Source organism: Streptococcus caprae (assembly GCF_042649745.1).
GTDB classification, from domain to species: Bacteria; Bacillota; Bacilli; order Lactobacillales; family Streptococcaceae; genus Streptococcus; species Streptococcus caprae.
Map to the genome: position 1 here is coordinate 23,415 of NZ_JBHRZV010000052.1, position 16,247 is coordinate 39,661.

Annotated in this window: 8 protein-coding genes and 3 pseudogenes; all 11 read left to right on the forward strand. The window is 45.5% G+C overall.

Annotated features, from left to right (window positions below; all coding sequences use genetic code 11):
* Nucleotides 1-25 precede the first annotated feature (25 nt).
* A complete protein-coding gene (locus tag ACFORF_RS09545) occupies nucleotides 26-514 on the forward strand; it encodes a hypothetical protein (RefSeq protein ID WP_380427681.1) in 489 nt (162 codons plus the stop codon).
* Nucleotides 511-2,406: a VirD4-like conjugal transfer protein, CD1115 family gene (locus ACFORF_RS09550; RefSeq protein ID WP_380427683.1), complete on the forward strand. Its 1,896-nt coding sequence runs from the start codon at nucleotides 511-513 to the stop codon at nucleotides 2,404-2,406. Before ACFORF_RS09545 ends, ACFORF_RS09550 begins: the two co-directional genes overlap by 4 nt.
* 9 nt (nucleotides 2,407-2,415) lie before the next feature.
* Nucleotides 2,416-2,658, forward strand: coding sequence for a hypothetical protein (locus tag ACFORF_RS09555; RefSeq protein WP_029175065.1), 243 nt, complete (start codon nucleotides 2,416-2,418; stop codon nucleotides 2,656-2,658).
* 19 nt (nucleotides 2,659-2,677) lie between these two features.
* On the forward strand, nucleotides 2,678-3,529 hold the full coding sequence (locus tag ACFORF_RS09560) for a conjugal transfer protein TrbL (protein ID WP_380427990.1): 852 nt from the start codon (nucleotides 2,678-2,680) through the stop codon (nucleotides 3,527-3,529).
* A gap of 88 nt (nucleotides 3,530-3,617) precedes the next feature.
* The gene (locus ACFORF_RS09565) at nucleotides 3,618-3,974 is read left to right on the forward strand and encodes a PrgI family protein (RefSeq protein ID WP_380427685.1); all 357 of its coding nucleotides are present in this window, start codon (nucleotides 3,618-3,620) and stop codon (nucleotides 3,972-3,974) included.
* Nucleotides 3,925-6,294 (forward strand): VirB4-like conjugal transfer ATPase, CD1110 family, encoded by a 2,370-nt coding sequence (locus ACFORF_RS09570; RefSeq protein WP_380427687.1) that lies wholly within the window; start codon nucleotides 3,925-3,927, stop codon nucleotides 6,292-6,294. The genes ACFORF_RS09565 and ACFORF_RS09570 overlap by 50 nt, the downstream gene beginning before the upstream one ends.
* A 1-nt stretch (nucleotide 6,295) precedes the next feature.
* Nucleotides 6,296-9,127: pseudogene (locus ACFORF_RS09575) on the forward strand (phage tail tip lysozyme).
* A 115-nt stretch (nucleotides 9,128-9,242) separates the two neighbouring features.
* Nucleotides 9,243-10,235 carry a hypothetical protein gene (locus tag ACFORF_RS09580; protein ID WP_380427688.1) on the forward strand — a complete coding sequence of 331 codons (993 nt, stop codon included), beginning with the start codon at nucleotides 9,243-9,245 and terminating at the stop codon, nucleotides 10,233-10,235.
* A gap of 1 nt (nucleotide 10,236) precedes the next feature.
* A pseudogene (locus ACFORF_RS09585) lies at nucleotides 10,237-10,701 on the forward strand (hypothetical protein); the annotation flags it as partial.
* A 441-nt stretch (nucleotides 10,702-11,142) separates the two neighbouring features.
* A complete protein-coding gene (locus ACFORF_RS09590) occupies nucleotides 11,143-16,086 on the forward strand; it encodes an SspB-related isopeptide-forming adhesin (protein ID WP_380427690.1) in 4,944 nt (1,647 codons plus the stop codon).
* Nucleotides 16,079-16,225 (forward strand): annotated as a pseudogene (locus ACFORF_RS09595) (calcium-binding protein); the annotation flags it as partial. The gene ACFORF_RS09590 and the pseudogene ACFORF_RS09595, both read left to right, overlap by 8 nt.
* Nucleotides 16,226-16,247 lie beyond the last annotated feature (22 nt).

Consider the following 16,247-nt stretch of genomic DNA (forward strand, 5'->3'; position numbering starts at 1 on the left):
CTATCCCACAACGGAAGGAGCAGCTATGTCGAGTGAACAACAGGAACGCCAAGCCTTTCAGTATTTAGAGCGAAGTAGTCTCTTAACGCTGAGAACCTTGCTTAAGATTCTGGACTGGTCTGTGAAACGAGGCCTTCATCAAGAAACAGCCTATAAAATTGGCCTTCAAACCTTGGCAGACTTGGTCAAGACCCCGTTTGCCATTGATGGCATTGACTTGAAAACGGAACTCTTAGATAAGCCCGTGGACGTCGAGAAATTAAAAGAGGTGCTGATAAGGAAAAACTTGCCTCTTGCCATCTCTTTTCAAGACAACTACCTCTATTTTTACACCAAGGATAGATCCTTGCTGGATACCCACCTAGACACCCTCCTCAAAGAGTTGGTCAATGACGCAGACAAGCTCAAGGGCTTGGTGACGGACAAGACACTAGATGAGGAAATTGCTTTGGCCAAGGAAGATATTGTTCTGAGTGAGGAGTCTAGTGTGAAAACGAAAGAGATGGTGCTGTGATGTCTAAAGCAAAACCACTTGTCTTCATCATGATGGGTCTGTCACTTGGCTATGTCTGCCATCGCTTAAGCCTCCTCTATGATGAACTGAATCATCTGCCAGTTCTTGATAGGTGGACCTACCTCTTGATGAATGGCCAGGATGAGATAGCGGCTAAGCCTTGGGTCTTTGACTTTACCCTTGGTTCGAGCCTTTGGTTTTTGGCTGGTCTTGGGGCAATGGGTTTGGCTTACCTTTACACGACTTCAGGAGCCAAGGTCTACCGAGAAGGGCAGGAATACGGGTCTGCTCGCTTTGGGACAAGACAGGAAAGTCAGGCCTTTGCCAGTAAAAATCCCTTTTTGGATACCATACTAGCTAAGACCGTTCGGCTTACTCTTCTGGAGAAGAAGAGACCTAAGTTTGACCGCAATAAAAACTTGGTTGTCATCGGTGGGTCAGGTGCAGGCAAGACCTTTCGCTTTGTCAAACCCAATCTGATTCAGGCCAACTGTTCCAATATTGTGGTTGACCCCAAGGACCATCTGCCCCAAAAAACAGGAAAGTTCTTCCTGAAAGCAGGCTACCAGATAAAGATTTTAGACTTGGTGTCTATGATGACCAGCAATGGCTTCAATCCCTTTCGCTATGTGGAAACGGAGAATGATTTGAACCGTATGCTGACGGTGTATTTCAATAATACCAAGGGGAATGGGTCACGCAGTGATCCCTTTTGGGACGAGGCGTCGATGACCTTGGTTCGTGCCATCGCTTCTTACCTGGTTGATTTTTACAACCCACCCAAGACCAGAGCACAGTTAATTGAAGAGTCTCGCCTGTCCAAGAAAGAGAGGCAAGCTCTTTATACCAAGGAGAAACAAGACTTGGAAGATCGTCGTAAGAGGGGACGGTACCCGTCTTTTGCGGAAATTTCCAAGTTGATTAAACTCCTTCATAAGGCGGACGGGGCTGAGAAGAGTGTCCTAGAGGTCATGTTTGAGCGGTATGCCAAGACTTATAGCACAGAAAACTTCACCATGCGAAACTGGGCTGATTTTCAAAACTACAAGGACAAGACCTTGGATTCAGTTATTGCAGTCACAACTGCTAAATTTGCCCTCTTTAATATCCAGTCGGTCATTGATTTGACAAAAACTGATACTATGGACATCAAAAGTTGGGGGAACCAAAAAACGATGGTCTACTTAGTTATTCCAGACAATGATTCTACCTTTCGCTTCTTGTCAGCCCTCTTTTTCTCAACGGTCTTTTCCACCTTGACTAGACAGGCTGATGTGGACTTTAAGGGAAAGCTTCCTATTCACGTGCGGGCTTATCTGGACGAGTTTGCGAACGTCGGCGAAATTCCAGACTTTGCGGAATTGACCTCAACCGTTCGCTCCCGAAATATTAGCCTTGTCCCTATCCTACAAAACATTGCCCAGCTCCAAGGCCTCTACAAAGAAAAAGATGCCTGGAAGACCATCTTGGGTAACTGTGACAGCCTACTTTATCTGGGTGGGAATGATGAGGAGACCTTTAAGTTTATGTCGGCTCTCTTAGGGAAACAAACCATTGATGTCAGAAACACCAGTCGGTCCTTTGCCCAAACAGGGTCTGGTTCTCTTAGTCATCAAAAGATTGCCCGTGACCTGATGACACCAGACGAAGTTGGCAACATGGATCGAGGGGATTGCTTGGTTAGAATTGCCAATACCCCTGCCTTCTATGCCAAGAAGTATGACCCCTTTAAGCACCCCAACTGGCAGTATTTGGCAGATGAGGAAGGGGACGACTGGTGGTGGGAGCCAGACCTTTCCTTGACAGGAGAACCACCGCTTGATTTAAGGGGGCACCGAGTGCGAAACCTGAGTCAAGACCCTCGCTTTACCGCAACACTAAAACAGAAATGAGGAAAACAGATGATACAAAAACTACCAAACCTAACCTATGGAGTTGATGCCAGCTCCATGTTTGCCCAAGCCATGTCCCTGCTTCAAAAAGGGCTGGTGGCGACAGGAGCCTTTCTTGTCGTGATTGGGGTCATTAACCTAGCGACCAACATCAAAGACGGTGGACCAGGTGTCCGTAATGCCATCTTAGAAATTGTCGGTGGGGTGATGGTCGGAGCTGCTGGGGCCTTTGTGACCCAGATTACCATTTAAGAAGGGGACCAGCAATGTGATGAATAACTTATTCCCTCAGCTAGTTTTTCTGGTCTCAGAAAAAGTCTCCTCAGATAACCTCTTTGAGGGCTTCTCGCTGGATTTAGAATCGACTGCTGATTTGGTCAAATCCCTATCAGACTACAATCCAACCGTCTGGTCCTACATGACAGCCGTCACCGATCAGGTCATGCGTCCGATTGGCGTAGCTATCTTAGCCCTTATCTTAATCTTGGAGTTTTCAAAATTAGCCAAGAAGATTGCAGGGTCTGGTGGCGCTATGACCATTGAGGCCATTGCCCCAATGGTGGTCAGTTTTATCATGGTCGGAGTGGTCATGGCTAATACCACGGTGATTGTGGAAGCCATTTTGGGCTTAGCTGGCCATGCCCTCTCCCGAATTGCAGGCGTAGTTACCCAAGGTGGTCAAACTTATGACACCCTATCAGGTCTAAAAGGGTCTAGTATCGTCGGGAAAATGATTATTGCCTTTTTTGCCCTCTTGATTTGGCTGGTTAGAATGGCTAGTGCCGCTATGGTTAATCTCATGGTGACCATTCGTTTTATTCAGCTCTATCTCATGCTTCCCTTTGCCCCAATCACTCTCCCAACTTTTTTGAGTGATGAGTGGCGTGGGGTAGGCATTGGCTACCTGAAAAATATTATGGTCTATGGTGTTCAGGGTATTCTCATCTTCTTGATTGTATCCCTCATACCGCTCTTTGAATCGGCTGGAAAAATTGCGGTCGCAAACGGAGCAGGAGCTGGTGAGGCTCTCGTCATCATGTTTGGGAGTCTTGTCCAAGCCATTCTGCTTATCATTGCCCTTGTTGGCTCTCAACGCACAGCCAGAAGTATTTTAGGGATGTAGGACGACCTTGTTCCAGCTTAACACGATAACGGAGTAGAGGGTCTGCTCCGTTTTTGTCAATCATATCTTAGTTATGGAGGATTATTGAATGAATACCCGTGTCTTTAAGGACATTTCAAAATACCAGCACCGAGCTTGGTTAGGATTTACCACACGGCAGGTCATTTTTGTCTTGCCAGCTTTAGCGATAACCATTCTAGTCCTAGGACTCAATCTCTTTTTTTGGCAGTTTGGGGACTGGTTTGTCTATGGCTTTACGGGGAGTTTCACCCTCCCTCTTCTGCTGTTTGGGGTCTATCGCCCCAACAACCTAGCCTTTGAATACTACCTGCATTACCGCCTACGGTTTGCCCTTACTGTCCCTGTACGTACCCTAACTGGAAAGGAAAATACCCATGCGAAACCTACTAAAACCATCAACGACATCCAAGCTATCTGCGACTGATAAGAAGCGACAAAAAGAGCTTCGTCAAGAACTTCAACCAACAACCGTCAACACTATCGCTTATCAAGGATTGTTTGAGAATGGCCTCATGCAAGTCACCCCTGACTATTATTCCCAAAGCTATCTTTTGGGTGATGTCAATTACCAGACCGTTGGGCTTGAGGAGCGAGCGCTGATTGTGGACAAGTATTCGGACATGATTAACGCCTTAGATGACCGCACCCATTTCCAGCTGACCCTCTTTAATCAACGGGTCAACCTAGATAAGTTCCGTTCAAGTGTGCTTTATCCCCTACATGATGATGGCTACAACCATTTCCGTGAGGAACTGAACCAGATGATGAACCAGAATTTGGACAATGGTGAAAACAATTTTAACACTATCAAATTGATAACCTTTGGGCGGACGGATACCTCAACCAAACAAGCTCATCGCTCCTTATCCCAAGTTGGTGAGTACGTCAAAAATGGTTTGGCTGAAATTGACTGTACCTTCCATCTCCTAGAGGGAGAAGCTAGGGTCAATTACCTTGCGGATATGCTTCGAGGAGACAATCATTTACCGTTTAGCTATAAGGATTTGGCTCTATCAGGTCTAACGACCAAGCATTTCATTGCGCCACAAAGCATGTCCTTTAAGCACAAGGACTATCTGGCTATTGACGACCGTTATTTACAGGTGGTCTATGTCAGGGACTATGGGACAGAGTTAGGGGATGGTTTTATCCGTGACCTCATGCAGACAGATAGGGAACTCATCATCAGCTTTCATGCCAAGGGGTCGCAAAAGTCGGAGGCTATGGCCAAGGTCAGAACCAAGAAGACCTTGATGGAATCCCAGAAAATCGGTGAGCAACAAAAGATGGCTCGTTCAGGTATCTACTTGGAAAAGGCTAGTCATGTTCTAGAAACCACTATTGATGAAGCGGATGACCTCCTCAGCACCATGACCAAGACAGGGGATAAACTCTTTGAGACGGTCTTTCTGATTGGACTGTTAGAAGATAGCCCAGAAGCCCTCAAAGAAGCTCTGAATGATATGCGACAGGTTGCTGGCTCTCACGACTTGATTATTGAACCCTTGCCCTATATGCAGGAAGCCGCCTTTAATAGCCTTCTCCCTCTTGGGAAAAACTTTCTTCAAGGCATTTCTCGCAGCCTCTTGACCTCCAATATCGCTGTCCAATCCCCGTGGACTTCGGTGGATTTACAGGACAAGGGTGGAAAATACTATGGCATTAACCAGATTTCAAACAACATCATCACCATCGACCGCAAGGCACTCAATACCCCGTCTGGTCTTATCCTAGGGACATCGGGGGCTGGTAAGGGCATGGGAACCAAGCATGAAATCACCACCACTAGGCTCAAAGAAGTCGATGACAAGACAGATATTATCGTGGTTGACCCAGAAAATGAGTATGGCTTGATTGGTCAAGCCTTTGATGGGGAAAGCATCATTATTGCCCCAGATAGCCAGACCTTTCTGAATGTCTTAGACTTATCTAGTCATGGCTTTGATGAAGACCCTGTCAAGCTCAAATCAGAGTTCCTCTTGTCTTGGATTGGGAAGCTCTTAGACCGCCAGATGGATGGCCGAGAGAAGTCGATTATTGACCGAGTGACGCGGCTGACCTACCAACATTTCCTAGAGCCAACCTTGGAAGAATGGGTATTTGTCTTATCCAAGCAACCTGAACCAGAAGCAGGTAATCTGGCTCTTGACATGGAACTTTATGTTAAGGGGTCTCTGGATATGTTTGCCCACCGAACCAACGTGACGACGGATAAGTCCTTTGTGATTTATAATGTTAAAAAACTAGGAGAAGCCCTCAAACCCATTGCCCTCATGGTAGTCTTTGAACAAATCTGGAATCGGGTGGTCAGAAACCAACAACTGGGGAAGACCACTTGGATTTACTTTGACGAGATGCAGCTCTTGTTATTGGATGAATACGCCAGTAATTTCTTTTTCAAGCTCTGGAGCCGGGTGCGAAAGTACGGGGCCATCCCAACAGGTATTACCCAAAATGTGGAAACCCTCCTGATGGATGCCAACGGGAGGCGAATTTTAGCCAATAGTGAGTTTATGATTCTGCTCAAACAGGCCAAAAATGACCGAGAAGAATTAGTTCATCTGCTTGGTTTGTCTAAGGAGTTGGAGAAATACTTGGTCAATCCCGAGCGTGGAGCTGGTCTTATTAAGGCTGGTCACACGGTTGTGCCTTTCAAGAACCGGATTCCTGCCGATACCCAACTCTTTGACCTGATGAGCACGGACCCAGATAAGATGGTTCAGGTAACAAGGGAGGACGATTAGGATGGCTGTCACCAAGAAAGAACTGAAGCGAGCACGTCTCACCAGGAAAACCAATCTCAGACAGGGTAGACGGACTTATCGTCTCAAACGACAGGAAGCAAGGCAAAACTTGATTTCTCAGTCAGGTAGACGAGGCTCTCTCTTTCATCGTCTGGTGTCGTCTAACTCTCCAGCACAAGTGGCTTATCAGGAAACGCTCTCTAGTGCTAAGAAAGAGTTTGACGACCTCAAAGAAGAGGAAGACAAGCGGTTTGATAGCCTTTTATCCTCCGCCAATCCTTATGACCTATCCCATCGAGAATTAAAGCATCATCGTTTACCCAAGGCTAAGGCCAGACACAAGCAGGCCAGACAACACTTGAAAAACGTCAAGGAGGAAGAAAAGGCTAAGGATAAGAAAAAAGCATCTGTCCAAGTAGATGATGCCAAACGCTCTCGTTTTTTCTACCAAGCCAAGTCTATTGAGCGTTTGCAGGCTGAACAGGAAGTCTCTCAAAGCAAACGAGAGCTGAAACAGGTTAAGACAGCCACCAAGCACAAGTCACCCACGAACAAGGTCAAACGTGCAAGTAAACTGATTGGGCGAGAAGCCCTCTATCTAGCCAGTCAAGAGGACGACTTATCAGGGGCTAGGGAGATAGTGGATACCACTTATCAGGTGGCACGCTATACGAAAGCAGGCATTGAGACAGGCAAAGCAACGGTCAAGCTCTCACAAGCCAGTACACGGTTTATGGTCAGACGGGCTAGAAATACCAAAGAACGTTACCAAAACTGGCAAGCAGGTAAGGGATTTCGTCTGAACAGAAGGGAGGACCAATTTACTCAACGCCTCAAACGGCAAGTCGCCAGACGAGCACACCAGACCAGACAAGTTGGGAAGATTATTCAAAGCCTCATCTCTAGTTTCAAGCAGGCTTTTATGGCCTTGGTGGGCAATCCTGTCACTTAGATTGTTTCAGGTTTCTTGTTGTTTTTATTGCTTATGATGGCATTCTTCTTGGGTTTTGCCAGTCAAAACCTTATCCAACAAGATGAGTTTGAATTAACCAAAGCCTATACTCATATGACTTGGGAGGATGCGGAACAGACCCGAACCAGCGAAAAGGGGATTACCTACTACACCAAGATTGATGAGGTCATGGCTTATATGAATAGCCAGTTTCAGGATTATGCCTTAGAAGATAGGATAAGTGTCTTGCCACCGTCAAGCACTTATAAGGATTATCTGTCCACCCTCTGGCAGGACTTAAATGGTAGTAGTAGTCTCAAGACCATGTCCGACCTCTATGATAAGCCGCCTTATCAATTGTCCAAAGAGGAACAAGATGACCTCAAAGAACTGTCGGAGGAAGGTGTCTATGCCAGTATGCAGGAACTTGAGAACCCTTTTGAGGGCAAGACAGATGATGATGTTTTGCCCGTGACCTATCGCTATGGTTACTACCATTTGGACGGTAAGCCCACTATGCAAGAGTTTATTATCCTTGAAGCAAAGGAAAATCAAGCGGTTCTCGCTCCTCTTGATGGGACGATTCATCTGGATGGTGATGATGTCGTTATTACCGCTGGTAAAAAGGTTAGTTCAGTTTCTTTGCGTTTGTATGGCATTCACACCGGTCGCTTGGTTGAGGGGCAAAGAGTTGTTGCGGGTGATAGAATTGGTCAGACCAAGACTAACACAGGTCTTAAAGTGTCCTATGAGAAGTATGACCCAGACCAAAAGAAGTTGGTGATGGTCAATCCTGCTTTTTACTTTCCCAAGGTGGTTCAAGTCCAGACCACTATCTTACCCAATATCGGACAATTTGGAGGAGCTGAATTTGAGCGAGCCAAGGCCATTTACACCTACCTCAAGTCCAAAGGAGCGACCAATCAGGCTATTGCAGGCATCTTAGGCAACTGGTCGGTTGAATCAGCTATCAATCCCAAACGGGCAGAAGGGGATTATCTTAGCCCACCTGTTGGGGCAAGCGATAGCTCCTGGGACGACCCTAACTGGCTGTCTATGGGTGGTCCTGCCATCTACAACGGTAGCTATCCCAATATTCTTCGTCGAGGCCTTGGTCTAGGTCAATGGACGGACACCGCAGACGGGTCACGTCGCCACACCTTACTTCTGGAGTATGCCAAAAGAAGAGGGAAGCCCTGGTATGATTTAGAGCTTCAGTTGGACTTTATGCTTGAGGGAGACAACCCCTACTACACCAACTGGCTCAAAGATTTCTTCCAGAATACGGGCAGTCCAGCCAGTCTAGCCCAGGTCTTCCTGACCTATTGGGAGGGCAATAGTGGTGATAAGCTCTTGGAACGTCAAACCAGAGCTGCCGAGTGGTACTATCAGATTGAAAAAGGTTTTAGTCAACCAAATGGAGGCACCGCTCAGAGTGATCCAGCTGCCCTAGAAGCCGTTAGAGGAGACCTCTTTGACAATTCTATCCCTGGAGGTGGTGACGGGATGGGCTATGCCTACGGCCAATGTACTTGGGGAGTTGCGGCACGTATCAACCAATTGGGTCTCAAGCTCAAAGGGCGAAATGGTGAGAAAATCCCCATCACAAGTGTCATGGGGAATGGTCAGGATTGGGTGGGTTCTGCATCAGCTTTAGGAGGTGAGACGGGTTCAATGCCTCAAGCAGGGGCTATTATCTCCTTTGCGGGTGGCAGTCACGGCACACCTATTCCTTACGGGCATGTGGCTTTTGTCGAGAAAGTTTACCCAGATGGGTCGTTTCTCATCTCAGAGACCAATGTCAATGGCAATCCAAACTACACCTTCCGAAAAATCAGCGGACCAGACGCGGCCATGAGTTTTGCCTATACGATGAAATAAAAAGAATATGCTAACAAAAATGAGTGTTGTTAGCATATTCTTTATTTTATCAAAAAACTTGAATTTTATAATTGTGTTTGATAAAATACAATTATAATGATAAAACGGAGTAGACATGAATACGGATAAAATCAAAACTATTATTAGAGCGTTTCACTTTGACGCTCAAATACAGCCAATAAGGCTAAATCTGCCTATCGTTTTCCAAAAGCGTTATGACTATTCGATGTTAGAGGTGCAAGGAAAATCCTTCCTTTTACTCAAAGAGAGAAGGACTGGTAGCTTAGATAGTTTTGTAAAGCACGCTCAGGTGATTAGAAATCAGGTTGGTGACGATGTCATTCTAGTTTTTAATAAATTATCTGATGATCAAAAGAAAAAATTATTACAGGTTGGGGCAGCCTATCTTGATTATCAAGAAAATGCTTTTATACCACAATTAGGATTTTTATTTTCTAAAGAACCTAACATCATTCAGACTAGCAGTGTTCTATCACCGATTGAACAAAAATTGTTAATTACCTTGTTGCTACATACTAAAACTTTCGTTATTGATATGGATAAGATTTGCCAGTTGACAGGACTTTCTAGGCCTAGTTTATATCGTTATTTTAGAGGGTTTAAAGAGCGTCAATGGTTGGTCAACAAGCAAAAGTCCTATCATTTGGCAAAATCAAAACGGATGATATTTGAGGAAGCTAAAAAATTGTTGGATAATCCTATTAAAGAGGTTGTAACAATTAGTGATCAGGATTGTCAGCAATTGAAAAACAAGGTCGCCCTAACAATTACAAATCTACAAGCATTATCAATTCTGGGTATGCTTGCGGATACAGAAGATTATGGAAGCTATGCTATTTCTAAGAAACAGTATAGAGGCATTAAAAAGGAGCTTCAGCAACATATCCTTCAGGGACATCGCTTAGAAATTTGGTATTATGAACCAATCCCTTTTGATTATCAGAAAAATGGTTGGTCTGAATCGGTAAATATGACGATAGTTGATCCTCTTTCATTGTATTTAATTCTAAAAACTAATGAAGATCCACGTATCGAAGAAGACATTGAAAGACTAGAAGAGAAAATTTTAACCCTATTAGGAGAATAATATGCCAGCTAATTTTAAACCTATTTTTAAAGAGATGTTTCAAGATTATAAAGATAATTATGTCTTAATTGGTGGAACCGCAACTTCTATTGTATTAGATGCCAATGGATTTGAAAGTCGGACGACAAAAGATTACGACATGGTCATCATTGATGAATTAAAAAATAGGGATTTTTATAATACCTTGACCTCTTTTTTGGAACAGGGTGAGTATGTGGGTAGTCAGAAGGACAATAGAGCCCAACTTTTTCGTTTTACAACAACTAAGCCTGGATTTCCAGAAATGCTCGAATTATTCAGTATTCTACCTGAATACCCATTGAAAAAGGTTAGTCGAGAAACACCGGTACATTTTGATGAGGATGCAAGTTTATCTGCCTTGCTTTTAGACGAGGACTATTATCAATTGCTAGTAAATGAGAGAGAAGTAGTGAATGATTACTCTGTATTGAGTACAAAAGGGCTGATTGTATTTAAGGCAAAGGCCTGGCTTGATATGAGTGAACGTGCTAAGAATGGTGAACAAGGGCTAACTAAGAAAATTAAGAAACACTTGAATGATGTTACTCGTTTAGCTGGTTTACTTCGTCAAGAAGACACATTGTCAGGTTTGAATGTCAGGGAAAAGGTTCAACAGGATATGTTGCAATTCCTATCATTGTTATCCTTAAATATTGAATCAATTCCTCAAAATTCAGATATTGAACTTTCAAAAAATGAGGTTTTTGATATCCTGCAAGACTTCCTCACAAAATAATTTTTCCTTTATGTGACATAACAATACTGCCATCCACAATTGTGGGTGGTTTTTTGCCGTGATAAAATATGCAACTCCTTCCTGGTATGATGGGGCAAGATTAGTCAGTATTTCTGGCAATCGATAAATATTACCATAAAGGAGTGTCCCATGACCCTACCCATTCAAGTGAAACCCATTATTACCCAAGAAAAGGGTGAGAAACATGTCTTTCGTAAAAGCAAGAAATACCGTACCCTGTGTTCGGTTGCGCTAGGAACGGTCGCAACGGCGGTGCTAGCTTTAGGTGGCGGTGTCGCTAAGGCTGATGAATTGGCTACGACACCAGTTGAAACTTCCATTATTCTGACGGATAATCCAGCGACCAACCTTCCTGAAGCCCAGCCTACTGAGACAGTGGAGCATAACACTAGCCTTTCGGAAACAGGGAAATCCCAAGGAACCATGCCTGTGACTATTGATGAGACACCACTAAAGCAGGCAGTTGATGAAGCCAAGGCTGAAGGGGTGATGATTACACCAGGTCAAGACATGGATCTTGGGACTACCCAGACAGCCGAAGAAACCAACCAATCCCTTGATACAGCTAAATCAGATATAGATAAGCAGGTATCCGAGCTTGACCAAGTGACAGCCCAGTACCAATCCGATAAGGCTGAACACGCGGCGGAAGTCGCACGGATTGAAGGAGAGAATGCGATCCTGAAAGCCAGCCATAAAGAGGCAGAAGACGCGGCGAAAAATCTTGAAAACAATGTTAATACCACCGTTTCTGACTTGACCAATCGTTTTCCTAATGCCAAGGTAAGGGTGACGGATAAAACCATCACATCAGGCGATGGCACATCTCCTGAAGCCTATGAGGGTTATGCCAAACTGGTCCAAGGGGTTAGTGAGCAGAACCAAGCTGCTATTGACACCTATGTGACTAAAAAAACGGAAGCAGACGCTCAAACGGCTAAAAATAAGCAGATTGAAGCTGAAAATGCAGCTGGTCTAGCCAAGGCAAAGAAAGACAATGAAGTCATTACTCAGCGAAATCAGGCAGGTCAGGCCGCCATTGACGAGGAGAATCGCCGTGGTCAAGCAGCGGTGGACCAGGCCAATAAGGACAAGCAAACCCAAGTGACCAACCGTCAGGCAGAGATTGAAGCCATCAAAAAACGTAATGCCCAGAAACAGGCAGAAGCCGATGCGACCAACAAGGCCAATGAAGCCTACAATGCTTCTGAAAAATCTCGCTACGACAGGGAACTGGCTGAAATTCAAAAGGGTGAAGAGGGCTACATTTCAGAAGCCCTTGCCCAGGCTCTTGACCTCAATCGTGGGGAACCCCAAGCCCAGCACGGAGCAGCGACTCGCACTCCTGACCGTATTTTAAGTAAGGGTGACGCTATGCTGGGTGGTTATAGTAATATCCTTGATTCGACTGGCTTCTTTGTCTATGACCAATTTCGGACAGGGGAGACCTTGCGATTTAACTACTCAAACCTTCAAAACGCTAGTTTTGCGGGCAAGAAGATTACAGGTGTGACTTATGACATCACCAACCTTGTTTCGCCTGCAGGCACCAATAGCGTGACGCTGGTTGTTCCTAATGACCCGACAGAAGGCTTTATTGCCTATCGTGGAGACGGGACGGGCGACTGGCGAAATGACAAGATGGAATTTCGTGTGGAGGCTAGGTACACCTTATCTGATGGCAGTCAAGTGACCTTTTCTAAAGAGCAGCCAGGAGTATTCACCCATTCGTCACTCAATCACAACAACATCGGCTTAGAGTATGTTAAAGATTCATCGGGTAAATTTGTCCCTATCAATGGGTCAACTGTTCAGGTCACGGATGAAGGTCTAGCACGGTCGCTTGGGTCTAACCGAGCCCATGAGATTGGTACACCTGAAGAGTGGGACACGACATCCAGTCGCTATGCTTATAAAGGGGCTATTGTCTCAACAGTGACTTCTGGTAACACCTACCGAGTGACCTTTGGCCAAGGGGATATGCCCACTCAGGTCGGAGGTAAGACCTATTGGTTTGCCCTTAATACCCTGCCTGTGGCACGGACGGTTAGACCCTATACCCCAAAACCTTTGGTCAAGCCCAACCTTGACCCTGTTCCAGACCCCTTAACCTATACCCCGTCTGTCTATACGCCAAAGACCTTTACACCAGAACCTCTGGTAACTTTTACGCCAAAACCGACTACCCCTATTGATGAGCCGAGTTTGGCACTTGTGACAGTAGCCCTCCCAACCACACCCGTCTATGAAAAAATCCCTACGCCACCAACTGTTCCAAGCGTTCAGGTTCATGGTTATCGTCTAGCTACTCAGCCAGGTATCCATAAGGACGTGGAAAATAGTGACCGTTTGTCCATTGACAAGACTCAGGTCGCAAAGGCTTCCTCTGTCAACTATCCTTTAGAAGTGGGGGATCTGTCCCCAAATCGTGTGGCGACAAGTAGCCTCATCTTTGAGGATTACCTACCCGCAGGTTATGTCCTGAATGAACCGACAACCAAAGAACAGAACACAGCTTATGACCTTGCTTATGATAGTTCTAAGCACCTGGTTCGCTTGACAGCTAAAGACAGTCTCCTGTCTGAAGTCAATAAGGACTTAGCGAAGAGCTACCATCTGACAGCTCCTGTTTTGTACGGTACAGTGGTCAATGATGGTGCGACTTACACTAACACTTACAAGCTCATCATCAATCAGGGAACACCAACTGCCTACACCGTCACCTCAAACCCTGTGACCGTTCGGACACCAGGTGATGAGACCACAACGACCTTGATTACACCGAATAAGACCAACAAAAACAGCGATGGCGTTGTTATCAATGATACAGTGGTCTTGGTTGGTTCAACCAATCACTATACCTTGACTTGGGATTTAGACCAGTATAAGGGCGACCAGTCATCCAAGGAGACCGTTGCCAAGGGCTTTTTCCTCCTAGATGACTATCCAGAAGAAGCTGTGATGACCGATGATAAAGCAGTCATCGTCACAAGCCTAGACGGAAAAGCCTTATCTGGTTTTGTGGCGACGACTTACAAGAACTTGTCAGAAGCGCCAGAAAAGCTTAGACACCAACTGGCAACGGCTAAGATTAGCCCTAAAGGAGCTTTTCAAGTCATTGTTCCAGAAGACAATCAAGCCTTTTATGACACTTATGTTAAGACTGGGACAAGCCTTTTAGTGACCAGTCCGATGACCGTGCGAGCGGACCTGACCGGTAAGCAACTTTCCTACACCAACAAAGCCTATCAGATTGATTTTGGCAATGGGTATGCGACTAAGGAAGTGACCAATACCTTAGTGACCCCTGAGCCTGTCAAGAAAAATCTGAACGCAGATAAGGTCGATATTAACGGTCAAGCCATGTTGGTTGGTTCAACCAATTTCTACACCCTGTCTTGGGATTTGGACCAGTACAAGGGAGTTGAAGCAACCAAGGAGGCAATCGCCAAAGGGTTTTACTTTGTGGACGATTATCCCGAAGAAGCTCTAGATATTGATACCGCAGCGGTTCAAGTGGTAACGACATCAGGCAAGGTTGTTTCAGACCTCTTGGTTGAGACTTACTCAAGTCTTGACCAAGCTCCAGAAGCATTGCGGCAGGCCTTGTCTGCTAAACAGATTCGTCCGACTGGTGCTTTCCAAGTCTTTCGTCCCAAAGATAACCAAGTTTTCTATGACACTTATGTCAAGACTGGTCAATCCTTGACAATTATTGACCCGATGACGGTCAAATCCAGTCTTTACAATTCAGGTCAGACCTATACCAATAAAGCCTATCAGGTTGATTTTGGATTGGCCTACGAGACGGAAGACGTATCCAACTTCATTCCGATTGTTAGGCCTAAAAAATCCAACACCACTGACAAGGGTGTGACCATTGATGGGAAGACTGTCTTACCTGATACCGTCAATTACTACAAGATTGTCATGGATTACAGTGCCTATAAGGGCATGTCTGCGACCAAAGACCAGATTGCCAAAGGTTTTTATATGGTTGATGATTACCCAGAAGAAGCCTTGGATGTCAACCTAGACGGTATTCAGATGGTGGATGGTCAAGGGCAGGCTGTTAAGGGCTTATCGGTTAAGGTTTATGCGTCCTTGTCTGAAGCACCAAAGGCTGTTCAAGAGACTATGGCAGGTAAGGGATTTGTGCCTAAAGGAGCCATTCAGGTCTTTACGGCAGATGACCCACAGACCTTTTATGACACCTATGTCAAAACAGGTCAGACCTTGGTTGTGACCAATCCCATGTCCATTAAAAAAGATTTGGTAAAAACGGGTGGTGACTACACTAATACCGCCTATCAGATTGATTTTGGCCTAGCCTATGTGACGGATACTGTTGTGAACAACGTGCCAAAACTAGACCCCAAAAAGGATGTGGTCATCGACCTATCTCACAAGGACCAGAGTTTGGATGGCAAGGAGATTGCCCTTAATCAGGTCTTTACCTATCGTCTTCAAGGCGCACACATTCCAGCTCATCGAGCGACAGCTCTCACTGACTATCGCTTTAGCGATGATTACGATGAAACCCATGACCAGTATGACGGTGTTTATCAGGCTTACCTGATGACGGACGTGACCTTGGCAGATGGGACAGTCCTAAAATCGGGGACAGAAGTGACCAAGTACACGCTTCAAACGGTTGATACCACATCTGGTCAAGTGTCTATTTCCTTTGATAAGGCTTTTCTGACCAGCATTTCAGACGATTCCACCTTCCAAGCAGATGTCTACCTTCAGATGAAACGGATTGCGGCTGGGGAAGTGGAAAATACCTTTAGCCATGTTGTTAATGGGGTTACCATTACCTCTAATACAGTTAAAACAACTACCCCTGAGCCGGTAATCCCACCGACACCTCCTACTCCAAAATCAGAAGTGCCAGGAACTCCAATTCCAACACCAGTTCTTCCACAAACACCAGGTCCAGTTGCTAGTCTCCCACAAACAGGAGAGACGACTTCCCTTCTTGGTCTGGTTGGTGGCGGCCTGATGTTAGGATTAGCTTATGGGGCGTACCGTAAGAAGGAAGACCTAGAAAGTGAGGATAGCCATGCCTAAGACCCTTTACACCCAAGACAGTGACCGAGACGGTCTCACAGATGCCCAGGAACTGGCTTTAGGAACCAATCCCTTAAGCCCTGATTCTGATGGCGATGGGGTAGCTGATTTGGCAGAAATCCTATCTGGTCGCACTCCAACATTCCAAGAGATGAGACAGG